The 21,786-nt window shown below is 71.6% G+C and carries 21 protein-coding genes; 10 read left to right on the top strand and 11 right to left on the bottom strand.

What is annotated here, in order from left to right; all coding sequences use genetic code 11:
- Positions 1 to 494: 494 nt before the first annotated feature.
- The 3 genes from AB0D31_RS19650 to AB0D31_RS19640 all read right to left on the bottom strand — a co-directional run bounded on the left by AB0D31_RS19650 (position 495) and on the right by AB0D31_RS19640 (position 4,326).
- Positions 495 to 1,166 carry a pyridoxamine 5'-phosphate oxidase family protein gene (locus AB0D31_RS19650; protein WP_362724471.1) on the bottom strand — a complete coding sequence of 224 codons (672 nt, stop codon included), beginning with the start codon at positions 1,164 to 1,166 and terminating at the stop codon, positions 495 to 497.
- Positions 1,163 to 2,350, bottom strand: coding sequence for a globin domain-containing protein (locus AB0D31_RS19645; RefSeq protein WP_362724468.1), 1,188 nt, complete (start codon positions 2,348 to 2,350; stop codon positions 1,163 to 1,165). Before AB0D31_RS19645 ends, AB0D31_RS19650 begins: the two co-directional genes overlap by 4 nt.
- A 521-nt stretch (positions 2,351 to 2,871) precedes the next feature.
- The gene (locus tag AB0D31_RS19640) at positions 2,872 to 4,326 is read right to left on the bottom strand and encodes an APC family permease (protein WP_362724465.1); all 1,455 of its coding nucleotides are present in this window, start codon (positions 4,324 to 4,326) and stop codon (positions 2,872 to 2,874) included.
- 173 nt (positions 4,327 to 4,499) lie between these two features.
- Here AB0D31_RS19640 and AB0D31_RS19635 point away from each other — a divergent pair, with 173 nt between their 5' ends.
- Entirely contained in the window at positions 4,500 to 5,675 is a 1,176-nt protein-coding gene (locus AB0D31_RS19635; protein WP_362724463.1) for an ROK family transcriptional regulator, read from the top strand.
- Positions 5,676 to 5,806: 131 nt separating this feature from the next.
- Positions 5,807 to 6,283, top strand: a complete 477-nt coding sequence (locus AB0D31_RS19630) for an SRPBCC family protein (protein WP_362724460.1) — start codon at positions 5,807 to 5,809, stop codon at positions 6,281 to 6,283.
- On the opposite strand, the gene AB0D31_RS19625 is transcribed toward AB0D31_RS19630, so the two are convergent.
- On the bottom strand, positions 6,240 to 7,661 hold the full coding sequence (locus AB0D31_RS19625; RefSeq protein ID WP_362724457.1) for an AMP-binding protein: 1,422 nt from the start codon (positions 7,659 to 7,661) through the stop codon (positions 6,240 to 6,242). The two genes, AB0D31_RS19630 and AB0D31_RS19625, sit on opposite strands and share 44 nt — an antisense overlap.
- A gap of 204 nt (positions 7,662 to 7,865) precedes the next feature.
- Positions 7,866 to 9,053: a glycosyl hydrolase family 18 protein gene (locus tag AB0D31_RS19620; RefSeq protein ID WP_362724454.1), complete on the bottom strand. Its 1,188-nt coding sequence runs from the start codon at positions 9,051 to 9,053 to the stop codon at positions 7,866 to 7,868.
- Between the two features lie 71 nt (positions 9,054 to 9,124).
- Here AB0D31_RS19620 and AB0D31_RS19615 point away from each other — a divergent pair, with 71 nt between their 5' ends.
- Positions 9,125 to 9,586, top strand: coding sequence for a type II toxin-antitoxin system PemK/MazF family toxin (locus AB0D31_RS19615; RefSeq protein ID WP_362724451.1), 462 nt, complete (start codon positions 9,125 to 9,127; stop codon positions 9,584 to 9,586).
- Here AB0D31_RS19615 and AB0D31_RS19610 read toward each other — a convergent pair.
- A complete protein-coding gene (locus tag AB0D31_RS19610) occupies positions 9,540 to 10,454 on the bottom strand; it encodes a TIGR02452 family protein (protein ID WP_362724448.1) in 915 nt (304 codons plus the stop codon). The genes AB0D31_RS19615 and AB0D31_RS19610 overlap by 47 nt on opposite strands.
- Positions 10,455 to 10,593: 139 nt before the next feature.
- Between AB0D31_RS19610 and egtA the strand changes: the two genes are divergently transcribed.
- From egtA to egtD, 4 genes are read left to right on the top strand one after another with little or no spacing between them, the layout of a single operon-like run.
- Entirely contained in the window at positions 10,594 to 11,847 is a 1,254-nt protein-coding gene (egtA, locus tag AB0D31_RS19605; protein ID WP_362724445.1) for an ergothioneine biosynthesis glutamate--cysteine ligase EgtA, read from the top strand.
- Positions 11,844 to 13,142 (top strand): ergothioneine biosynthesis protein EgtB, encoded by a 1,299-nt coding sequence (gene egtB, locus AB0D31_RS19600; RefSeq protein WP_362724442.1) that lies wholly within the window; start codon positions 11,844 to 11,846, stop codon positions 13,140 to 13,142. The genes egtA and egtB overlap by 4 nt, the downstream gene beginning before the upstream one ends.
- The gene (gene egtC, locus AB0D31_RS19595) at positions 13,142 to 13,894 is read left to right on the top strand and encodes an ergothioneine biosynthesis protein EgtC (protein ID WP_362724439.1); all 753 of its coding nucleotides are present in this window, start codon (positions 13,142 to 13,144) and stop codon (positions 13,892 to 13,894) included. The genes egtB and egtC overlap by 1 nt, the downstream gene beginning before the upstream one ends.
- Positions 13,894 to 14,856, top strand: a complete 963-nt coding sequence (gene egtD / locus AB0D31_RS19590) for an L-histidine N(alpha)-methyltransferase (protein WP_362724437.1) — start codon at positions 13,894 to 13,896, stop codon at positions 14,854 to 14,856. Before egtC ends, egtD begins: the two co-directional genes overlap by 1 nt.
- Before the next feature lie 80 nt (positions 14,857 to 14,936).
- On the opposite strand, the gene AB0D31_RS19585 is transcribed toward egtD, so the two are convergent.
- Entirely contained in the window at positions 14,937 to 15,383 is a 447-nt protein-coding gene (locus AB0D31_RS19585; RefSeq protein ID WP_362724435.1) for a nitroreductase family deazaflavin-dependent oxidoreductase, read from the bottom strand.
- Between the two features lie 357 nt (positions 15,384 to 15,740).
- Here AB0D31_RS19585 and AB0D31_RS19580 point away from each other — a divergent pair, with 357 nt between their 5' ends.
- Together AB0D31_RS19580 and AB0D31_RS19575 are read left to right on the top strand one after the other, a co-directional pair.
- The gene (locus AB0D31_RS19580; RefSeq protein WP_362724433.1) at positions 15,741 to 16,169 is read left to right on the top strand and encodes a DUF2243 domain-containing protein; all 429 of its coding nucleotides are present in this window, start codon (positions 15,741 to 15,743) and stop codon (positions 16,167 to 16,169) included.
- 8 nt (positions 16,170 to 16,177) lie between these two features.
- On the top strand, positions 16,178 to 17,011 hold the full coding sequence (locus tag AB0D31_RS19575) for a cytochrome c oxidase assembly protein (RefSeq protein WP_362724430.1): 834 nt from the start codon (positions 16,178 to 16,180) through the stop codon (positions 17,009 to 17,011).
- On the opposite strand, the gene AB0D31_RS19570 is transcribed toward AB0D31_RS19575, so the two are convergent.
- The 3 genes from AB0D31_RS19570 to AB0D31_RS19560 all read right to left on the bottom strand — a co-directional run bounded on the left by AB0D31_RS19570 (position 16,991) and on the right by AB0D31_RS19560 (position 20,613).
- A complete protein-coding gene (locus AB0D31_RS19570) occupies positions 16,991 to 18,352 on the bottom strand; it encodes an NAD(P)/FAD-dependent oxidoreductase (protein ID WP_362724428.1) in 1,362 nt (453 codons plus the stop codon). The genes AB0D31_RS19575 and AB0D31_RS19570 overlap by 21 nt on opposite strands.
- A 298-nt stretch (positions 18,353 to 18,650) precedes the next feature.
- The gene (locus AB0D31_RS19565) at positions 18,651 to 19,145 is read right to left on the bottom strand and encodes a peptidylprolyl isomerase (protein WP_362724425.1); all 495 of its coding nucleotides are present in this window, start codon (positions 19,143 to 19,145) and stop codon (positions 18,651 to 18,653) included.
- A gap of 211 nt (positions 19,146 to 19,356) precedes the next feature.
- Positions 19,357 to 20,613: an extracellular solute-binding protein gene (locus AB0D31_RS19560; RefSeq protein ID WP_362724422.1), complete on the bottom strand. Its 1,257-nt coding sequence runs from the start codon at positions 20,611 to 20,613 to the stop codon at positions 19,357 to 19,359.
- A 258-nt stretch (positions 20,614 to 20,871) separates the two neighbouring features.
- Between AB0D31_RS19560 and AB0D31_RS19555 the strand changes: the two genes are divergently transcribed.
- Entirely contained in the window at positions 20,872 to 21,093 is a 222-nt protein-coding gene (locus AB0D31_RS19555) for a dodecin (protein WP_261713274.1), read from the top strand.
- Between the two features lie 134 nt (positions 21,094 to 21,227).
- Here AB0D31_RS19555 and AB0D31_RS19550 read toward each other — a convergent pair whose 3' ends face one another.
- A complete protein-coding gene (locus AB0D31_RS19550; RefSeq protein WP_362724419.1) occupies positions 21,228 to 21,716 on the bottom strand; it encodes a hypothetical protein in 489 nt (162 codons plus the stop codon).
- Positions 21,717 to 21,786: the final 70 nt, after the last annotated feature.

Genomic DNA, 21,786 nt, shown 5'->3' with positions numbered 1-21,786 from the left:
TCTCTTGGCGAAGGCGGGCGTGCTGCGGAACTGCGGCGGCTGTGGGGCGCCCAGGAGCCGTTGTTGCCAGCGGCCGAGCAGTGCGAAAGTTTCCTACCGGGCCGCCGTCAAAATCACGCTCGTTGTGCGCCCAGCGCAACCCGACGGCCCACCGGCCGTAGTGCTGGACCAGGGCGTACGACATGGCGTCGGCCCAGGTTTCGGCCTCGCCGTGGCCCCAGGCGCACATCGCGGCGTCTCCCCGAGGGAGGTCCGGGCGGACAGGAACACACCGGGCCGGGCCGAGTGAGCGCACCCTCCGCGCCACCGACGCGTCGCCAAACGCGTGCAAGGCGGGGTCCGCCTCGTCCCGGGTCAGGGAGTGAGGAGCCAACTCAACGATCATCGCGCAAGCCTGCCACTGCCTTACGAGAGGGTTCACCGCACGGCAGGCGCGAGCCGTCACCGCGCCGGTCGTCACCACACCCGGTCGTCACCATGTCCGGTGGAGATACTCAATACAGGGGGGCGTTCTGAGGAACCGCCGGATACCGATGCGGCTCTTGTGCGTACGGAACGGTGGGCGGCTGGGCAGGGGCGGGGACCGTGAAGTAGTCGCTGTCCTTGGGGCGTTGGTCCGGGTGCGGGCGCCGCGGGCGCAGGGCGGGTTCCAGGTGGGGTATGTGTTTCGAGCAGTGGACGTAGGCTTCCTGCACCGTGATGCGGATCCACAGCTCGGGCCTGCGGCCCGGGGCGGAGTCCTCGGGAATGAGGGTATGGGGCGCGCACGGATCGTCGGCGGCCACCAGAGCGGCCGTCCCGTTGATGTGCAGCCCGATGTGGTGGTGGGTGAAATCCATGAAGAGCAGGCCGATATGGGGATTTTCCGCGATGTTGCCTGCGCTGGCGAGAACCCCGTTGCCCCGGTATTCCGGGTAGGTCAGGGTGCCGTCGTCGAGCACCGTGACGAATCCCGGCGGCCCGCCCCGGAAGCTCGCGTCGCAGTGGCCGACACTGCTGGCGGTCGAGATGAACATCATCGACTGGGCGCCGATGAAGTCACGCATCGCAGGGGTCAGGGACTGGTGCACCTGGCGCGAGTAGAAGGATTGGGCGCGTTCCTGCGTGGCGAGATGGGCCTGAAGGGCGCGTTCTCCTGGGGTCGGAGCGGGGTGAGAGGCAGTCACAGCGGTTCGTTCTCCTGGGGGTGTCGTGCCGCGGCAAGTGGGGTGTTGAGCACGGGAGTCTCAAGCGGGTCGTGGTGGATACGAGCCGTGGGCACGCCATCTCGTATCAGGGTGCGGGCGGCTTCGACGACCATGGCGGGGGGCCCGCACAGAAAGGCCTCGTGTTGGTCCCAGGGCCCGAATTCGCGCAGCACCTGCGGCAGTGTTCCCTCCCGTCCCACGATGCGCTGGTGGGAGACGGCGGCCCGGACCGAGAGCCAGTGCTGGCGCTGGGCCATGCGCAGCATGTCGTCCAGTCCGTAGAGTTCTTCCGCGGTGCGGGCGCCGATGAAGAGGTCGACGTACCGCCGAATGCCGGCGCGGGCGGCTTCCTCCAGGATGGCGCGGATGGGGGCGAGACCGGTGCCGCCGGCCACGCACACCAGGTCGCGGTCCTCGGCGGCTTTCAGTGACATGTCCCCCTGCGGCGGCCCGAGTTGGACGATGTCGCCCAGAACCGCGTGATGGACCAGGGCGCTGCTGACGGTTCCGCCGTCCACGGCACGGACGTGAAAGGTGAGCGTGTTGTCCGGGCGGGGGGCGTTGGCCGGGGAGTAGTGGCGCCACGCCTGCGGCCTCCACGGGGTTTCCATGCTGACGTACTGGCCCGCGGCATAGGAGTACTGCTGGTCGGGACGGACGGTGATTTCGGCGATGCCGTGGCCGCGGGGCAGGTGACCGACGATTTCTGCCTTCCAGGTGGCGGGCCGCTGCCGGCTGTCGTCCCGGGCCGCCAGGATCATCACGTGGGCTGCCGTGTTGTACGCGCGTGTCCATGCTGCGGCCATCTCGGGGCTCCAGGCAGGCCCGGCGTAACGGGCCACCGCCGCCAACAGGCATTCGCCGACCGCGGGATAGTGCGCGTCGACCGTTCCGAACTTGCGGTGGTCACGGCCCAGGAGCGAGCAGAACTGCACGAGCCGGTCCGGGTCGTCGACGAGCTCGATGATGCGCAGCAGGCCGCGGAGCAGTCGGTCGCGTTGCACGTCCATATCGGCGGGGAAGAGTTGGCGCACCTGGGGGAAACGGGCGAAGAGGATGGCGTAGAAGTACACCGTCATCTCCGCCGCCTGTGACTGGACGACTGCCAGGCCGGCACGTACCAGGGAGATCTCTTGGCTGGTCAGGCCCGTGATCTCTGACATGGGTGCGGGGTCCTGCGGCGGATGACCGGCAGGGATGGCCGAGGGCGGTGCAGAGGTCCTCGGTGTCGTTCTTCGGAGCACAGAGTTGTCGCAATCGTAGAGTCCGCCGTTTCAGAGCGCTGAACGCCGGATGGGCAGGTGCGTGATGGGTCAGTCAGCTCACCTTCCGGCTGGTAGCGGTGAGACGACAGTGGCCGCCTTCCCATAAATTAATGCGTCAGTCTTCTCGGATTCGTTACCGCCCGGCCTTGCCAGGGCGCGGCAATTGGGAACGAATGGGTCGTCCGGCATCACAACTGACTTATTTCACGTGGCTTTGGCTTCCGATTGCAGCCTAGTGTCCGTCCGCCTCCCTCCCGCTATGGAGCCGGGCTCACCCCATGGACGATATGGACGACATGGGCGACATGGGTGAATGGCCAAGTCGCTTTAGGGGGTGGCGATTTGGGCTGGGTCTCCTCAGCGGGGGTGGGACGAACCGCAGGGGGCCGCGCCCACCCCGGTGCTGCGCGGCGCCCCGCTCAGGCCGTTGCCCCGTCCGGCGCCGGCTCCCGCGTCTCCAGATACTCCTCATGGATCTCGCGCGGTCCGAACGGCCACACCTTCTCGAAGCGGGCCCACAGGGCGAAGGCGACGCAGCCGAGTACCAGCCAGGCCAGCGACCATTCGATGGGGTGCCGGCCGGGCGAGTTCTTGTCGGAGTAGCCGTAGATGGTGAGCCAGCCGACCAGCGCGACGAGGCTCGGCAGTGGGTAGAGCCACATCCGGTACGGGCGGCGCAGCCCGGGCTGCCGCTTGCGCAGCACGGTGACGGCGAGGATCTGGGCGAGGGCCTGCACGATGACCATGACCGTGGTGAGCAGCTGGATGAGGGTGGTCAGGTCGGTACGGCGGCCGATCATGAATCCGATGGCGGTGATGACGCCCATGGTGGCGAGGCCGAGCATCGGGAAGCGGTGGCGGGGGTGCAGCTTGGCGTAGGGGCGGAAGAACACCTTGTCGCGGGCGGCGTCGTAGGGGACCCGGGAGCCGCCGAGCAGCCCGGCGAAGACGGAGGCGAACGCGGTGATCAGGATGAGCACGGTCACCACGTCGGCGGCGCCCTTGCCCCAGGCCTTCTCCAGGACGGCGGAGGCGACCGAGGAGGAGGCGATGTCGTGGGGGTCCAGCATGCGGTGGTAGTCGATCACGCCGAGCGTGCCGATCTGGAGCAGCAGGTAGATCGCCATGATGCCGAAGATCGAGTAGATGATGGAGCGCGGAAGCGTCCGGCCGGGGTCCTTGATCTCGGCGCCCATGTACGCGGTGGTGTTGTAGCCGAGGTAGTCGTAGATGCCGATGGTGAGGCCCGCCGCGAAGCCGATCCAGAACTGACTGCTCGTCAACTCGAAGGCGCCCGCCGGGTAGTGGAAGGCGAGATGCGGGCTGAAGTCGGTGGCCGCGGCGATGATGACGAGGCTCACCGAGGCGATCATCACGACCCACATCACGGCGGTGATCCTGGCGATGTTCTCGATGCCCCGCCACAGCAGCAGGACCACGAGCGCGATGATGCCGAGCCCGATCAGGTCACCGGCGGTCCTGCCCAGATCCGGCGCGAGGTAGCCGAGGTACTGCACGAACCCGACAACACCGGTGGACATGGCCAGCGGGATGAAGAGCATCGCCGTCCACACGAACAGGAACGGCATGAGACGGCCGGTGCGGTACTGGAACGCCTGGCGCAGATAGACGTAGCTGCCGCCGGAGCCCGGCAGCGAGGCGCCGAGTTCGGCCCAGATCAGACCGTCGGCGAGCGCCAGGATCGCGCCGGCGACGAAGCCGATGACGGCCTGGGGGCCACCGAAGGCGGCGACCATCAAGGGGATGGTCACAAAGGGGCCGATGCCGCACATCTGGCTCATGTTGATGGCGGTGGCCTGGAAGAGCCCGATCCGGCGGACGAAGCCGCCGGCGGGCGGAGGGGTTGCGGACACGGGGTCCTCCCTGGCTGATGTCGGGCCTGGCTGGTGTCGGGAAAAGGAAGCTACTGCCGATACACCGGCGCGGGGACTCCCCCGGCAGGGGGCGTGATTAAGTTAGGTACCTTTACTTTCACGGTCAAGGGGTCGTCCGTGACCGGTGGCGGCCGATGCGTGAGAATGATGCGATGAGCAGCAGCGACGAGGGTGGCGACCTGCCCTGGAACCCGCAGCGGCAGCGCAGTTCCAACGAACGTCTGCTGCTCGACCGGCTCCGCGCGCAGGGGCCCGCATCCCGGGCCCAACTGGCGCGTGACACCGGCTTGTCCAAGCCCACCGTCTCCAGCGCGCTGGCCTCGCTCGAAGGGGCCGGTCTGGTGCGCGAGGCGGGCACCGTCGTCCCCGAACGCGGCCGTGCCGCGGTGCTCTACGCGCCCGATCCGAACGCCGGATACGCCCTCGGCATCGACATCGGCCGGGCCTGGCTGCGGGTCGCGCTGGCCGACCTCGACGGCACGGTCGTGGCCCGCTCCGAAGTGCGTAACCAGGCCCGCACGTCGGCCACCATGGCGGATCTGGTCGTCACCAGCGCGCACCGGCTCGTCGAGGCGTCGGGCGTGGACGCGGAGCGTGTCGCCCAGGCGGTGGTGGGCACGCCGGGTGTGTTCGACGCGGAGAAGCGGCGGGTGCGCTACGCCCAGCATCTGCCCGGCTGGGGCAGACCGGGCCTGTTCGACCAGATGCGCGAGCGCCTCGGCTTTCCCCTGACGGTGCACAACGACGCGAATCTGGCCGCGCTCGGCGAGTACACCTTCGGCATCGGCGCGGGCAGCAGGCTCTTCGTGTACGTCATGATCGGCACCGGTCTCGGCATGGGCGTCGTCAGCGAGGGCCGGCTCTTCACGGGGGCGCACGGCGGCGCCGGCGAGATCGGCTTCCTGCCGTGGCCCGGCCGGCAGAAGCCGGACACCCTGGAGGGCGCGGTCTCCGGGGACGCGGTCGTCGAGGCCGCCCGCTCGCTCGGGATGGTGGGCCCCCGCACCGCGAAGGATGTCTTCGACGCGGCGCGGGCCGGAACGCGTCCCGCGATCGAGGCGGTTCAGCTGGAGGGCGAGCGGATCGCGCACACCGTGGCGGTGGTCGCGGCCGTCCTCGACCCCGACCTCGTGGTGCTCGGCGGCGGCGTCGGGCACAGCGCAGACCTGCTGCTGCGCCCCGTTCGGGAGACGTTGCGTATGCTCACGCCACTGCGGCCGAAGGTGGCGCCGAGTTCGCTCGGGGAGGACGCGGTGCTGCTGGGCGCGGTCGCGACGGCGCTCGGCACGGCGCGGGACGTGGCCTTCGAACGGCGCGCGGCGCACTGACGATGCCGGGATCGTTCCCCTCCCGGTGCGCGCGGCGCCCGGACGGCACCCGGACGGCCCGCTGCGTTTGACGTGCCGGCCCCGGCTGCCCAGTGTCGACCGCGCGCCCGTCGACCACTGGAGGAGAGTCCGTGAACAGCAAGACCTTCGTCTACGCCACCTACATCCGCGCCACACCCGAGCGGCTGTGGCAGGCGCTGACCGAAGCGGCCTTCACCGAGCGGTACTGGGGCGTGCGCCTGGACAGCGACTGGACCAAGGGCTCACCCCTGGTGTGGACACAGGCGGGCGTCACCGTGGCCGACCCCGAGCAGGTCGTCCTCGTCGCGGATCCACCGCGCCAACTCGCCTACACCTGGCACACGTTCACCCCGCGATGGGCCGCATCGGTCGGCCTCGGCGAGGACGTACGGGCACGGATCGCGGCCGAGCGGCGGTCGTCGGTGACGTTCGCCGTCGAGCCCCGCAACGAGCAGGTGAAACTGACCGTCACGCACGACTTCGACCCGGGGGGTGTCGTGCACGGCATGTGCAGCGAAGGGTGGCCGACCGTCCTGTCCAGCCTCAAGACCTTCCTGGAGACGGGCGAGCCCCTTCCCGCTCCGTGACGCCGGGCGCGCCGTGAGAGCCCTCGGCCAACACAAGGTCGCCGGCCACGGTGCGCTGGGCGAGGACGCCGGTGCGGAAGTAGCCGTCCGGGGTGAAGCGCCGCTCGTTGTGGCCGGGCGCCCGGTAGTGGCCGCGCACCGTGAACGGGCCGCGGGCGAGGAGTTCGCCCCGCTCCCCCACGGGCACGTCGTCGCCGTCCGGGCCGACGACGCGGAGCTCGTCGGCGGGCGAGAGCGGACGGCCCCGGGTGGCGAACACGGTCGCCTCCGGATCGCCGGGCCGGGTGAGCGTGAGCGGCCCCTCGGCCATGACGAAAACCTGCTGGAGCCGGCAGCCCAGCTCGGGACCGACGCGTTCGGCGACGACCCGCTCCAAAACGTCCACTTCACCGACGACGCTCTCCCCGCCGACCTGGAGGACCCGCAGGCAGCTCACATCACCGTCGTACGAGCCGAGTTGAGCGAGCCAGCGCCGGGCGACGGCGGGGGTCACCGAGGTGAGGGTGACGCGCTCACGCGCGAGGGCCTCCAGGCATGCGGCGGGCTCGGGGCTGTCGGCCAGAACGACGGTCCCGCCGACGGAGAGCGTGCCCACGATGCCCGGGCAGCCCAGGACGAAGGGCGACTCGGCGGGCAGCACCGCGAGATACACGTCGTCCTCGGTGAGCGCGACGGACTCGGCGGCGGCCCGCACCTGGTAGCCGTAGTCGTGGTGGGTGCGCGGCACGAGGCGGAGCGTTCCGTCACCGTCTTCGGAGACCAGGAAGAACGCCACCTGGTCGGCGCTGAGCGTGAGCGCGGGGCCGGGCGCGGCGTCGAGCACGTTCAGCGGTGAGTACTGGCAGCCCACCCGGTCGGTCCGCAGGCCCCCGTACGGCGACGAGGTGCCGGGCTCCTCCCAGGTGAACACCCGTCGCAGGAAAGGCCGTTGGGCCGCGATCTCCGCGCACATCGCGGTGTGGTCGAAGCCCTGGTGCATGCCGGGACCGATGTAGGCGACGGCCTGGGTGACGCGTACGAGCTGGGTGACCTCGGGGCCGCGGCGGGTGAGCGGGCAGAGCACGGGGTACAGGCCGGCGCGCATCAGCGCGAACACGGCGACCACGACGTCGGGCACGTTCGGCAGCTGCACGACCGCCCGCTGCCCGGGTCGCAGGCCGCGCATCCGCAGCGCCGCCGCCATACGGTCCACGCGCCGGTTCAGCTGGGCGTAGGTGAGGCGATCGCCGCCGTGCACGAGCGCGGTCCGCGGCCCGTGCAGGTCGGCCGAGCCGCGCAGCAGGTCGTCCAGGGTGGTGCCGCGCCAGTGCCCGGCCGCCCGGTACCGGTCGGCGAACTCCTCCGGCCAGGGCGTGCAGCCCGTGAGCATGGATGGCATGCGCTTCCTTCCGTACCGAAGCGCCCGCGCGCACCGGTCCCCACCCCGCCATCCAATCCCCCGCGCTCCCCCGCCCTCAATACGCGTTCCCCACCACGGATGTGGCGCCGCCTCGGCCGAAGGTCCAACGGTCCCGGCTGACCAGCCGCCACTACGCGCCGCGCCGCCCCTGGGGGCGACACCCTCACATTCCGGTTCACGCGTTCACACGCGGCCGAGGACCGGCCAGAGCTGGGGGTCCTCGAAATTGAGGGCCCAGATGGTGGTGGTGCGGATGCCGTAGCGGCGGAGCACCGGCAGGTCGGCGGCGACGCCCTGAGCGTCCTGGTACCAGACCTGGCGCACGTCGTCGTTCTCCTCGTAGGTGAAGTGGGGTGTCTGGGATTCGGGGTCCAGGTGGTAGGGGATGCCCTTGGCGGTGCGCAGCGCCTCGGCCTCCCGCCAGGTGACGTGCCGGGTCGCGCCGCCGGTGACCCAGTCCCAGCCGTAGGCGGGCAGGCCCATCTCCAGTTTGGCGGCGGGGATCAGCGTGGTGGCGCGGCGCAGGATGTCGTCGTACCACTGGGGGGTCGCCAGCGGGCCCGCGGTGCCGCCCTGCCAGTGGAGGTCGTACCCCATGATGCGGACGGTGTCGGCGGCACGGCCGAGCGCCGGGTAGTCCCAGATGCGGCCGGTCGTCGCGGTCTGCGGCGACACCGTGAGCACGCACACTTTGCCCAACGTGTGCAGTTTCTCGCACAGTTGAGAGGCGAAGGACGCGTACGCGGTCCGTACGGCGGGGTAGTCGGCGTCGCCGGTCGGCGCGATGGACTCGTAGTCGATGTCGATGCCGTCGTATGTGCGGCTGCGCACGAGCGCGATCAGGGTGTCGATGTGCGTGGCCCGCAGCGCGGGGTCGGTGAGGATGCCGGCGAGTGCTCCGGGCTTCATCGTCTCCATGACGGTCGGCACGACTTTGATCTTGGCGGCGTGCAGCCCGTCGATGATGCGGCTCTCTCCCGCCCCCGGGTGGCCGTCGATCCGGTCCGCGGCCTTCGCCTGGTACCAGAACGGGCTGACGGTGTGCAGTTGGCCGGCGTGGCGCAACGCGTCCGCGTAGGCGCCCTCCTGGTCCCAGTACGGGAGCCACCCGGAGACGGTGCGCGGGAGCGGCGCGTCGGATGGCGACCGTGACGCTTCGGCGGAGGGCGGGAACGGTTCTTCGGCGGATGGCGACCGTGACGCTTCGGCGGAGGGCGGGAACGGCGCGTCGGCGGATGGCGACCGTGACGCTTCGGCGGAGGGCGGGAACGGCGCGTCGGCGGATGCCGTGGGCTGTACGAGTGCGGTGAGCAGGGCCGTGGCGGCGCACAGCACGGAGAGGCGCACGAGTGCGCCGGAGCGAAGGGCCATGGTGCCGAGCCTGCGGCCCGCTCGGCGTGCCCGCCCAACGGGTTGGGCCGTCCAGGTCCTACCGTGTGCGGATGACCGCATTCCTTGACGACCAGACAGAACGGCCCGCGCTGCCCGGCCAGTGCGGCCCGACGGCCACCACCGAGGCCGACCCGCACGAGGTGGGCGCCGTCCGCATGGGATACGCCCCGGACCGCGACGGGGACCCCGATCCGGGCGAGATCGTATGGACATGGGTGCCGTTCGAGGAGAACGACGGGCGCGGCAAGGACCGCCCGGTGCTCGTGGTGGCCCGCGAGGGCGCCGGCACCGTGCTCGCGGTGCAGCTGTCGAGCAAGCGCCACGACCACGACCGCGAATGGGTGCCGATCGGTGTGGGACCGTGGGACCGGGAGGGCCGCGAGTCATGGGTGGACCTCGACCGGGTGCTGCGGCTGCACGAGCGGGGCATGCGGCGCGAGGCGTGCGCGCTCGACCTGCCGCGCTTCACACTGGTCGCGGACCGGCTGCGGGAGCGGTACGGCTGGCGGTGAGCGGCCGGCCCTGTACGCGGGGCGCGAAAGCCTCCTCGAAGGCGCGCAGGGTGGCCCGATCGCGGGTGCGGTCGAGGACCGCGAAGACGACCTCGTCGAAGTGGCCCGCGAACCGGCCGTCCCCGGTGAGGTGGCGGCGGAACGCCTCGGCCACCCGTGCGGGGTCGTTGCGGAAGACCCCGCAGCCCCAGGCGCCGAGCACGAGACGGCGGTAGCCGCACAGGACCGCCGTCTCCAGGACCCGCTCGGCGCGCGCGTCGAGCGCGGGTCCGATGCGGTGGGAGTCGTGGGGCGTGCGGCTCCTGATCACGCCGGCGTTGGGCGCGGGCGAGGTGAGGAAACCGGCGCGGTAGGGCTCGTCGAGGAGCCGGCCGCGGTCGTCGCGGAAGACCGGGACGCCGGGTGAGTGGATGACCCGGTCGGTGTAGAACACATCGCGGTCCTCGCGGTGGTGGGCGTAGAACTCCGGCGCGCGCAGCAGCGTGGCGTACAGCGCGGAGGACCGGCAGAGCGCTTCCTCCTGGGCCTGGGCACCGTTGAGGAAGCCGCCGCCGGGGTTACGGGCGGAGGCGAAGGTGAGGACGGCGACCCTGCGCTCAGCGTCGGCCCCAGCATCGCGCTCGCCCTCGCTTCCGGTCACCATGCGGCGGGCCGCGTCCAGGCTGCTCTCGCCGGTGACCTCGACGCGGGTCGCCCGGTCCCGGCCGGGGGTGACCGCGAGCGGGTCGGGTCCGTACAGGGCGGTGCCGGCGAGGGCGGCGGCCACCGGCCCGGCGATCGACACGTCGCGGCCGTTCTCGCTCCGGTAGCGGCCGCCGTCGGTGATCTCCACCGTGTGGCGGGCGATCCCGCGTAGTGGTGCACTCATGAGAGGCATCGTGTGCGTCCGCGGAAGACCGCCGCAAACGAATATCCGTCCGAAGAGGCACTCTTGTGCGATGCGGCGGCGGCGTCTTAGGTGGGACGGCATGTGTTTGACCGGACCCAGGGAAGGTGGGCTTTCACTCATGACGTCACGGGAGTTGAGTGAGACCGCGGCCGACGATCTGCTGCGCGGCATCTGCTTCAAGACGGGCCCACCCCGCACCGTCGGCGTGGAACTGGAATGGCTGGTCCACGATCTGGACCGGCCCCGCGTCCGCGTCCCGCAGGAGCGTCTCGAAGCCGCCTACGCGGCCTTGCGCACAGTGGGACTGCGATCGGCGCTCACCGTCGAACCCGGCGGTCAGCTGGAGCTCAGCTCGCTGCCCGCCGCATCCCTCATGGAGTGCGTCTCCGGCGTTTCCTCCGACCTCACCGCGGCGCGCGCCACGCTGCGCGGGCACGGGCTCGCCCTCGTCGGCCTCGGTCAGGAACCCTGGCATCCCCCGCGGCGCATCCTGCGTCAGCCGCGGTACGAGGCGATGGAGGCCCATCTCGACCGCACGGGGCCGGCCGGCCGGGCCATGATGTGCTCTTCGGCCTCCGTCCAGGTCTGCATCGACGCCGGGTACGAGGAGCCCGGTCCGCTCGGTTTCGGGCGCCGCTGGCTGATGGCTCACCTGCTGGGCGCCGTTCTGGTCGCCGCGTTCGCCAACTCCCCCGTGCGGGAGGGCGAGTCGACCGGCTGGCGTTCGACCCGGCAGGCCAACTGGACCGACCTCGATCCGGTGTGCGCCCTCGCCCCGCCGCTCGACGCCCCGCCGCGCGCGTCCTGGGCCGCGCATGTGCTGGACGCCCCGGTCATGTGCGTACGCGCCGAAACGGGCCCGTGGTCGGCGCCGCCGGGGCTCACCTTCCGGCAGTGGCTGCGCTCCGGGGTGCCGCGACCGCCCACCCGGGACGATCTCGACTACCACCTGACCACCCTGTTCCCGCCCGTGCGGCCGCGCGGCCATCTGGAACTGCGCATGATCGACGCCCAGCCCGGCGACGACGGGTGGACCGTTCCGCTCGCCGTGACCAGCGCGCTCTTCGACGATCCGGAGGCGGCCGAAGTCGCCTACCGCACCGTCAAACCCCTTGCGGAGCGGGCCGGTTCGCGGCCGGCGCCGCGCAATGCGCTGTGGCGGTCGGCGGCCCGTGACGGGCTCGCCGACCCCGAGCTGCGCGAGGCCGCCACGGCCTGCTTCACGGCGGCGCTCGACGCGCTCCCCCGGCTCGGCGCCTCGCGCGCGCTCCAGGACCGGGTCGCCGCGTTCACCGACCGTTATGTCGTACGGGGCCGATGTCCGGCCGACGACACACCCTCGCCCGCCCCACCGGAGGACCTCCACACATGACCGACCCGGAGCTGCTCAGGCAACGCGCCCTGGCAGCGCTCACAGCCGCGCGCGCCCGCACCGGCGCGCTCACCAGTGTCGACGACCCCGAACTGACCGCCCAGCACTCGCCGTTGATGTCCCCGCTCGTCTGGGACCTCGCCCACATCGGCAACCAGGAAGAGCAGTGGCTGCTGCGGGCCGTCGCCGGACAGGACGCGATCCGGCCCGAGATCGACTCCCTGTACGACGCCTTCGAGCATCCGCGTGCCGCCCGCCCCACTCTTCCGCTGCTGGCCCCCGCCGAAGCGCGCCGCTACGCCGCCGACGTCCGGGGCCGTGCACTGGACGTCCTGGAGCGCACCCCGCTGCACGGCGGTCCGCTGACCGCCGCCGCGTTCGCCTTCGGGATGATCGCCCAGCACGAACAGCAGCACGACGAAACGATGCTGATCACCCATCAGCTGCGGCGGGGACCTGCCGTGCTCACCGCGCCGGAGCCCGCGTCCGGCACCACCGAGGGCCTGCCCGCCGACGTACTCGTCCCCGGCGGCCCCTTCACGATGGGGACCTCCACCGAGCCCTGGGCGCTGGACAACGAGCGCCCGGCGCACCAGCGCGTCGTGCCCGCCTTCCACCTGGACACGACCCCGGTGACGTGCGGCGCCTACCTCCGCTTCATCGAGGACGGCGGCTACGGCGACAGCCGCTGGTGGGAGCCGGCCGGCTGGGCGATGGTCCGCGAGCACGGCCTTGAAGCGCCGCTGTTCTGGCGGCGTGAGGGCGGCCAGTGGCTGCGCCGGAGGTTCGGGGTGACCGAACCGGTCCCGGCCGACGAGCCGGTCCTGCACGTCAGCTGGTACGAGGCCGACGCGTACGCCCGCTGGGCCGGGCGCCGGCTGCCGACCGAGGCGGAGTGGGAGAAGGCGGCCCGCCACGACCCCGCGTCCGGCCGCTCGCGCCGCTACCCCTGGGGAGACGCCGACCCGGCCCCGGCCCGCGCCAACCTCGGCCAGCGCCATCTGCGCCCGGCGCCGGCCGGAGCGTATCCGGATGGCCAATCACCGCTGGGGGTACGGCAGTTGATCGGCGACGTGTGGGAGTGGACGTCGAGTGACTTCCTGCCCTACCCGGGCTTCGTGGCGTTCCCCTACCGCGAGTACTCGGAGGTCTTCTTCGGGCCCGGCCACAAGGTGCTGCGCGGCGGGGCGTTCTCGGTGGACGAGGTCGCCTGCCGGGGAACCTTCCGCAACTGGGACCTGCCGGTGCGGCGGCAGATCTTCGCGGGCTTCCGCACCGCAAGGGACGCGGACTGATGTGCCGTCATATCGCCTACGTGGGCGTGCCGTTGACGCTCGCTGAGCTGCTCGTGCGGCCTGCCGACGGCCTCTACCGGCAGTCGTGGGCGCCCCGCCGTCAGCGCTACGGCACGGTCAACGCCGACGGCTTCGGCGTCGGCTGGTACGCCGGGGACGATCCGGTACCCGCGCGCTACCGGCGCACCGGCCCCATCTGGGCGGACCCCAACTTCGCCGACCTCGCCCGGGTGGTGCGCACCGAAGCGCTGCTCGCGGCAGTGCGGGACGCCACCGAGGCGGGGGCCGACGGCGAGGCGGCGGCCGCGCCGTTCTCCGCGGGGCGCCTGCTGTTCAGCCACAACGGCGCCGTACGCGAGTGGCCGCGCAGCGCGGCCCCGCTCGCCGAGCGCCTGCCCGCGCGGGCGCTGCTCGGCCTGGAGGCCCGGTGTGACTCCGCGTTCGTCTGGGCGCTGGTGCTGCACCGCCTCGACCGGGGCGAGGCGGCGGGCGACGCGATGGCCGACACGGTCACGGATGTGGCGGCCGCCGCACCCGGCTCGCGTCTGAACCTGCTGCTCACCGACGGCGAGACGATCACCGCGACCGCGTGGGGCGACACCTTGTGGTTCCGTCACACACCCGGCCGCTCCACCGTCGTCGCCTCCGAACCGTACGACGACGATCCGCACTGGCGCGAGGTGCCCGACCGCACGCTGCTGCGCGCCGACCGAACCGATGTCCAGCTCACCCCCCTCAAGGAGCCCCAGTAGTGCGCCCGTTCCAGTTGACCCGCACCCTGCCCGAGGACGCCACCGGGGCCGCACTGCGCGCCGATGTCCTGCACGGGCTCACCCGTACACCCAAGTCCCTTCCGCCCAAGTGGTTCTACGACGCGCGGGGCAGCGAGCTGTTCGAGGAGATCACCCGCCTGCCCGACTACTACCCGACCCGGGCCGAGCGCGAGATCCTCGGCCGACGTGCGGCGGAGATAGCCGGGGCGACCGGGGCCCGCACCCTGGTCGAGCTGGGCTCCGGATCGTCGGAGAAGACCCGGCTGCTCCTGGACGCGCTGCCCGCGCCGCTCACGTATGTGCCGGTCGATGTGAGCGAGAGCGCTCTCAGCGGAGCGGCGCAGGCCCTGCTCACCGACCACCCGGGGCTGCGCGTGCACGCCCTGATCGCCGACTTCACGCAGGTGCTCGAACTGCCCGAGGCGCCGGGGCCCCGGCTCGTGGCGTTCCTCGGCGGCACCATCGGCAATCTGCTGCCCGCGCAGCGCGCCGAATTCCTCACCTCGGTGCGGAAGTTGATGGCGCCGGGCGACTCGCTGCTGATGGGGACGGACCTGGTGAAGGAGGAGTCCGTTCTCGTCCGCGCCTACGACGACGCGACGGGTGTCACGGCGGCCTTCAACAAGAACGTGCTCAGCGTCATCGACCGTGAACTGGGCGCCGACTTCGACCCGGACGACTTCGACCATGTGGCGCTGTGGAACCGTGAGGAGGAGTGGATCGAGATGCGACTGCGGGCGCGCCGCGAGGTCACGGTGAAGATCCCCGAACTCGACCTGGCCGTCTCCTTCGCAGCCGGCGAGGAGCTGCGCACCGAGGTGTCCGCGAAGTTCCGCGAGGAGGGGGTACGGGCCGAGCTGACGGCCGCCGGGTTCGTACCGTCGCACTGGTGGACGGATGACGCCGGGCGGTTCGCGCTCTCGCTGGCGACGGCGGGCTGAGCCCGGGCGGGGCCCCACTCGGCATCCGACCGCGGGGCCCCGCCCGGTGGCGGGTCGGCGGGGCCCCGCTCGGTGGCGGGTCAGTGGCCTCCCGCCACCGCTTCCAGGACGAACACCGGGATCTCGCGGTCGGTCTTCTTCTGGTAGTCCGCGTAGTCGGGGTAGGCCTCGACGGCCCGCTCCCACCACAGCGCCTTCTCCTCTCCCGTCACCTCACGGGCCGTCATGTCCCAGCGCTCGGTGCCGTCCTGGAGCTCGACCCGGGGGTCGGCGACGACGTTGTAGTACCAGACGGGGTGCTTGGGCGCGCCGCCCATCGAGGCGACCACCGCGTACCGGCCGTCGTGCTCGACCCGCATCAAGGGCGTCTTGCGGATCTTGCCGCTCTTGGCGCCGCGCGTCGTGAGCATGATGACGGGCATACCGCGCATCGTCATCCCTTCCCGGCCGCCTGATCGCTCGATGGCCTCGACCTGCTCGCGCGCCTGCCTGCTGGGGCTCGGCTCGTACTCGCCGTCGAGAGGCATGGTGGGGGTCCTTTCGTCAGTGATGCGCGGGCCGGCCCGGCTTCGGCCGGCTCCCGGACAACGCCGGTGGTTGGTTCCGTCTTCCCCTCGGGGGAGCCCACACCCTTGCAAGGCACCGCCGTACGGGGCCAGGAAGGCCGGATCCGGACGCTTGTTCGTACAGCGGTGCGGGCAGCAGGACCGGGTGCCCTGCTCCACGCCGTACGAGCTCCCGCAGCGATCGGACCGACTCCCGCAGACTCACCCGAGGACGTGCCTTCGATGGCGACTCCGCCCGCTTCTTCCCCTGCCCCGCAGCACCCGCGAACCCATCCGTACCCTGCCCGTCCGCGCCGTGCCCGTTCGGCCTGGTCCGGAGTGCTCATCGGGGTGGGCATCGCGGCCTTCGTGGATGAGACGGTCTTCCACCAGCTGCTGCACTGGCACCACTTCTACGACCGCTCGACGCCGGACATCGGCCTGGTCTCGGACGGCCTTTTCCACGCCTTCGGCTGGTTCGCCGTCGTCATCGGAATGTTCATGGTCGCCGATCTGCGCCACCGCGCGGCCCTCGCGGGACGCGCGGTGGCCGGGGGCGTCCTGGCCGGCGCGGGAGGGTTCCAGCTGTACGACGGCACCGTCCAGCACAAGCTGATGGGGCTGCACCAGATCCGGTACCACGTCGACCTCACCCCGTACGACCTCACCTGGAACATCCTCGCCGTGGTGTTCCTCGCGGCCGGCGCCCTGCTGCTCCGGTCCGCCCGGCACGCCAACACCCCAGCACACGTCAACGCCCCCTCATGAGTGGGGAGTTGATTACACATCAGCACGGGGATGGGCAGCCCGGTGCGGCCGCGCTGCTCGCGGCGGGGATCGCGCTGGGCGGCGGGACGGCGTATCTGCTCGCGGCGGCCCGGCTCCGACGCCGCGGGGACCGCTGGCCGCCCGTACGGGACATCTGCTGCGCGGCGGGCGCGGCGGTCCTGATCGCGGCGGCGCTCGCCACGCCTCCCAGCGGGCCCTTCACGGCCCATATGGTGCAGCATCTGGCCACCGGGATGGCGGCCCCGCTGCTCATCGCCGTGGCCCGCCCGGTCACGCTCGCCCTGCGCTCCCTGCCCCCGCCGCCCCACCGCGGGCTCCTTGCCGTGCTGCGCTCACGGCCGGCCGCCCTGCTCGCGCACCCGGTGACGGCCGCGCTGCTCGATGTGGGCGGCCTGTGGCTGCTGTACCGCACCTCGCTGTTCGCCGCCGCTCACGACCGGCCGTGGCTCGCGGTCTTGGTGCACGTCCACGTCTTCGCGGCCGGGCTGTTGTTCTCGGTCGCCCTCTGCGCGCTCGACCCGCCGGCGCACCGCCACGGGACGGTCCTCAAGGCGGCCGTGCTCGTCGGTGCGGGCGGCTCGCACTCCGTCCTCGCCAAGACCCTGTACGCCGCTCCCCCGCCCGGCACCCGCTTCGCGCCGGGCGATCTCGCGGCCGGCGCGGAGGTCATGTACTACGGCGGCGACCTGGTCGAGATCGCGCTCGCGGTCGCCGTCGCGCTCCACTGGTACACGTCGGGCAGCCGCCGCCTGGCCCGGGAGAGGCGGCGGGCGGCGGCCCGGCCGGTGCGGCCCGCCCCCTCAGCCTCGTGCGGTGAGTGACGCCGTGTGCGAGCGGACCTGCTCCGGCGTCAGATAGGCGTCGGTGTACTCGAAGTCCTTCAGCGTGGCCGGCTTCTGCGCCTGGAAGCCGGTGCGGACGAAATCGTCGCCCGCGACCGCGTTGAGCAACCAGTTGGTCAGCACCCGGGTCTTGGCGACATTGGTGCGCAGCGCCGACCAGTGGTAACCGCGCGCCACCGCCTGGGCGGGCAGGCCGCGCAGCTCGATGCCGAGCGGCTTGGAGACGGCGTCACGGCCGCCGAGGTCCACGACCAGGCCGAGGTCCTTGTGGGCGTAGGGCCGCAGCGGCTCGTTGCGCAGCGCGGCCACGATGTTGTCGGCGACCTTGGGTCCCTGGCGCATCGCGTGCTGTGCGGTGGGCGGGCAGAACGCGCCCTCGCCCTTGGCGAGGTCGGGCACCGCGGCGGCGTCGCCGAGCGCGAACACGCCGTCGAGTCCCGGCACGGTCATCTCGGGCGTGACCAGGAGGCGACCGCGTTCTGTCTCGGCCTCCAGGGTGCCCACGAGCGGGCTCGCGGCGACGCCCGCCGTCCAGATGAGGGTGCGGCACGGCAGGACACGGCCGTCGGTGAAGGTGACCTTGTCCGCGCCCGCCTCGGCGATGGAGACGCCGAGCGACACCTCGATGCCGCGCTTCTGCAGGATGTCCAGGGCCACCTTGCCGAGCTTGTCGCCGAGTTCCGGCATGAGCTTGGGGGCGATGTCGATGAGGTGCCACTTGATCTGCCGCGGGTCGAGCCGCGGATACCGCTTGAGCGCGTTCGTGGTGATCCGCTGGAGGCAGGCCGCGGTCTCGGTGCCGGCGTATCCACCGCCGACCACGACGAAGCACAGGCGCGAAGCCCGCTCGTCGTCGTCCGCGCTCGCGTCGGCGAGGTCGAGCTGGGAGATGACGTGGTCGCGGATGTACGCGGCCTCCGCGAGGGTCTTCATGCCGCGGGCGTGCTCGACGAGGCCCGGGATGTCGAAGGTGCGGGTCACGCTGCCGGGAGCCATGACGATGTAGTCGTACGGCTGGTCGAGTGTCTCGCCGGTGATCTTGCGGATGACGCAGATCTTCGCCTTGGGGTCCACACCGATGGCGCCGCCCGGAATGATGCGGGTCCGGTGCCTGGCGCTGCGCCGCAGGGACACCGCGACCGACTGCGGGGTCAGCACCCCGGCCGCGACCTGCGGAAGCAGGGGCAGGTACAGCTGGTAGGAGAACGGCGTGACCAGCGAGATCTCCGCTTCTCCCGGGGTGAGGCGGCGTTCCAGACGCCGTACGCATTCGACCCCGGCGAAGCCGGCGCCTACGACGAGAATCCTCGGTCGTGCCACGGTGTGCGTCCTTTCCCTGGGACCTGCGAACGGGGCGAGTACTGAGCCGTCACTGCCCGAGTGCCCCCGACCGGTGTTCGTCAACACCTCCATAGTGATCAACGCAGCACCGCCGCACCACCGAATGCCCCGCCCCGGACACGCGAAACGGCGCCATCGCGCCGGATGGAGACCCGGGGCGGATGGCGCCGTTCGTGTGGTGCGTGCGCCGGCAGGCGCGCTGTGTGAGACGCGAGCGCCGGCAGGCGCGCTGTGTGAGACGCGAGCGCCGGCAGGCGCTCGGCGGGTGGGGCGTACGTCAGGCGTCGACGGTGCCGCTCTCGCTGATGACGACGTCGGCGCGCGGGGCACCGTTGGGGGTGCCCAGCGCCTCGATCTGCTTGACGAGGTCCTGGCCCTCGACGACCTCGCCGAAGACGACGTGCTTGCCGTCGAGCCAGTCGGTGACGACGGTCGTCACGAAGAACTGGGAGCCGTTGGTGCCCGGGCCGCGGTTGGCCATCGAGAGCAGGAACGGCCGGTCGTGCTTGAGCGAGAAGTTCTCGTCGGCGAAGGTGGCGCCGAAGATGCTCTTGCCGCCGGTGCCGTTGCCGTGCGTGAAGTCACCGCCCTGAAGCATGAAGTTCGGGATGACGCGGTGGAAGGAGGAACCGGCGTAGCCGTAGCCGTTCTGGCCGGTGGCGAGCTCGCGGAAGTTGCGGGCCGTCTCCGGGACGACGTCGTCGAAGAGCCGGAAGACGATGCGGCCGGCCTTCTCGCCGCCGATGGTGATGTCGAAAAATACGTTCTGCATGGGCCCATCCTGTCATCCGCGGTCACCCGGCCTCATCGCGGCTCACCCCGACGCCCCCGGCCGAGGCGTGCACGGGGCCCGCTGCGTCTCACCGAACCCCGTGCGCCGCGCTGCCTTGCCGGACCCCGTGGGCCGCGGTGCCCTTCCGGACCCCGTGCGTTGCAGTGCCTCGCCGGACCCCGTGCGTTGCGGTGCACCGGGCCGCCGCCCCTCAGGGGAAGAGCAGGGAGGTGATCCGGTCGGAGGCGGCCTTCGCGGCCTTCTTCGGGTCGGCTCCGTCGAGCACCGCCGTCATGTACGGCTTGATGGGGTTGTCCGCCTCGACGGCCGCCCACTGCGGTGAGTTGGGGGTGGCACGGCCCCGCGTGGCGCCCTTGGCCATGGCCGCCGTGCCCGCCTGACCCTCGACCGCGGGGGCGAGGGTGGACTTGTTGGGTACGTAGTTCATGGTCATCGCCAGGTCGGTCTGCCACTTCTCGCCCGCCAGCGCCTCGACGACCTGGACGGCCTCGGTACGGTGCCCGGTCTTGCGCGGAATGATCAGGTCGGAACCGCCGGTGAACACCGCGCCCGGTCTCGCGTCGGTGGGCCCCGGGATCGGGAAGTAGCCCAGTTTGCCCACGAGGCCCGGATTCGCCTTCTGGATGGCCTTCGCGGCGCCGGGCACCGCGATCATCTGGGCCACCTTGCCCCGGGCGAAGACGCCGGCCTGCGGCGGGGTCTCCTCGTCGGCATTGCGCGGCCCCTTGCCGAGCGCCTGGAGCTGCTTGTAGAACTCCATGCCGCGCAGCGCGGCCGGGCTGTCGAGGGTGCCCTTCCAGTCGCCGGTGTCCTCCTGGGCGAGCTCGCCGCCCTCGTCCCAGACGAACCCGGCCAAGGTGTACCAGTCCTGGCCTGCGAGGTAAATCCCTTGATCCTGGCTGGAGTTGAGCTTCGCGGTGTCGGCGAGCCACTCCGCGCGGTTCTTCGGCGGCTTGGCGATCCCGGCCGCCGCGAAGAGGTCCTTGTTGTAGATGACGACGCGGTTGGCGGCGTACCAGGGGATGCCGTACTGCATGCCGTCGACGTTTCCGGGCTGGGCGAGGCCAGGCAGCCAGTCGCTGCTGCCCCAGTCGCGCAGCGACTCCAGGGTCATGTCGAGGAGGCCGCCGCTCGCCGCGTACTGGGGGACCTGGGTGTTGCCGACCTCGATGACGTCCGGTACGTCACCGCTGCCCTGCAGAGCGGCCGTGATCTTCTCGCCGATTCCGGTCCACTCCTGGACGCGGATGTCGAGCTCGACGCCGTCATGGGCCTTCTCGAAGCCCTGCTTGAAGCGCTGCACGAAGTCGTCGGACGCGCTGTTCTTCATGAGCCACACCGTGATCTTGGTGGTCTTCCCACCGAACCCCGGCAGGGCGCCGCAGCCGCTGAGGGCGCAGAGCGAGACGAGCGCCAGGGAGCAGGCGAGGGTGCGGCGGATCTTCACGAGAGGTCACCTTCTGCGTGTGGGCAAGCAGTCATGACCCGACGTGGGGGAAGCACGGTGGCTTGTTCGGGTGCGCATCGTGAGTTTGGTATGGACCAATGAGGTGGTCAAGCCCCGGCGAGACCGAACTTTCCGGCCATCCAAGGGCGGTCGCGTCCGGCGGGGAGCGCCCGGGACGAGCCAGGTGCGGGCCGCTGTCTCGCGGAGCGCGGCCGAGTGGGGCACGGTGGAGGAATGCGACGAGAGGAGAGCACCTCCATGTCCAACCACACCTACCGCGTCAGCGAGATCGTCGGCACCTCCCACGAGGGCGTGGACCAGGCCATCCGCAACGGGGTGACCCGCGCGGCCCAGACCTTGCGCAATCTGGACTGGTTCGAGGTGACCCAGGTGCGCGGGCACATCGAGAACGGCGTGATCGAGCACTACCAGGTCGGCCTCAAGGTCGGCTTCCGGCTGGACGACGACGCGGAGGTCTGACTCCGACGGCCCCTGGGCAGATGACTCCTCGGCCGGGCCGGACTGGGGCTGGGCTGTGTCCAGGCGCCCAGCTGCCGGGCCGGGCTGGGGCTGGGTCATGCTCAGGTGCGGCCCAGCTGGGGGCTGGGCCGTACTCAGGTGCGGCCCTCGTGCTCCTGGGCGTCCTTCAGGGCCTCGCTCGCGCCGGTCCAGCGCGCCCGTACGACACGGAACCCCGCTTGCTCGGCGGCGTCGCACACCAGCTCGTCGTCGTCGACCAGCATCCGGATCTCGCGGCCGCGGCCCAGCCGGCGCAGGAGCTCCAGTTTGGTGAGGCGGGCCGGGCGCCGGTCGTCGTTGCGGCGCATGTGTACGGGACCGTCGGGCAGCCCCTGTGCGGCGAGCCACTCCACGGTGTCGTCGCGGCACCGCTCGGGCCGCCCGGTGAGGTAGACGACCTCGCACTCCTTCGCAGCGTCGCGGCACAGCGTCACGCCCTCGGACAGTGGCGGGTCGGCGGGGGCCGCCGCGAAGAACGCCTCCCAGTCGCGCGGCCGCCGGTCGAGGAAGCGCTGACGGTGGGAGCTGTCGGCGAGCGTGCCGTCCAGGTCGAAGACGGCCAGGGGCCGGGTTCTGTCGATCACACCGCCAAGGCTAGGGCCCGGCGGAGAGGCCGAGCTGGGCGCCCCTGGCAAGGGGGGCAGGGCGGGGCGC

The sequence above is a fragment of the Streptomyces sp. NPDC048361 genome, from assembly GCF_040651795.1.
Lineage (GTDB): Bacteria > Actinomycetota > Actinomycetes > Streptomycetales > Streptomycetaceae > Streptomyces.
The sequence above is the reverse complement of the archived record's forward strand: the minus strand, read 5'-3'. Positions and strand labels throughout refer to the sequence as shown.

What these genes read in the sequence shown, in the direction of transcription:
- AB0D31_RS19645 (WP_362724468.1), bottom strand. Translation starts at nt 2,350, where the DNA reads ATGTCAGAGATCACGGGCCTGACCAGCCAAGAGATCTCCCTGGTACGT.
- AB0D31_RS19635 (WP_362724463.1), top strand. Translation starts at nt 4,500, where the DNA reads ATGAGCAGCAGCGACGAGGGTGGCGACCTGCCCTGGAACCCGCAGCGG.
- AB0D31_RS19625 (WP_362724457.1), bottom strand. Translation starts at nt 7,661, where the DNA reads ATGCCATCCATGCTCACGGGCTGCACGCCCTGGCCGGAGGAGTTCGCC.
- AB0D31_RS19620 (WP_362724454.1), bottom strand. Translation starts at nt 9,053, where the DNA reads ATGGCCCTTCGCTCCGGCGCACTCGTGCGCCTCTCCGTGCTGTGCGCC.
- AB0D31_RS19615 (WP_362724451.1), top strand. Translation starts at nt 9,125, where the DNA reads ATGACCGCATTCCTTGACGACCAGACAGAACGGCCCGCGCTGCCCGGC.
- AB0D31_RS19610 (WP_362724448.1), bottom strand. Translation starts at nt 10,454, where the DNA reads ATGAGTGCACCACTACGCGGGATCGCCCGCCACACGGTGGAGATCACC.
- egtA (WP_362724445.1), top strand. Translation starts at nt 10,594, where the DNA reads ATGACGTCACGGGAGTTGAGTGAGACCGCGGCCGACGATCTGCTGCGC.
- egtB (WP_362724442.1), top strand. Translation starts at nt 11,844, where the DNA reads ATGACCGACCCGGAGCTGCTCAGGCAACGCGCCCTGGCAGCGCTCACA.
- egtC (WP_362724439.1), top strand. Translation starts at nt 13,142, where the DNA reads ATGTGCCGTCATATCGCCTACGTGGGCGTGCCGTTGACGCTCGCTGAG.
- AB0D31_RS19585 (WP_362724435.1), bottom strand. Translation starts at nt 15,383, where the DNA reads ATGCCTCTCGACGGCGAGTACGAGCCGAGCCCCAGCAGGCAGGCGCGC.
- AB0D31_RS19565 (WP_362724425.1), bottom strand. Translation starts at nt 19,145, where the DNA reads ATGCAGAACGTATTTTTCGACATCACCATCGGCGGCGAGAAGGCCGGC.
- AB0D31_RS19555 (WP_261713274.1), top strand. Translation starts at nt 20,872, where the DNA reads ATGTCCAACCACACCTACCGCGTCAGCGAGATCGTCGGCACCTCCCAC.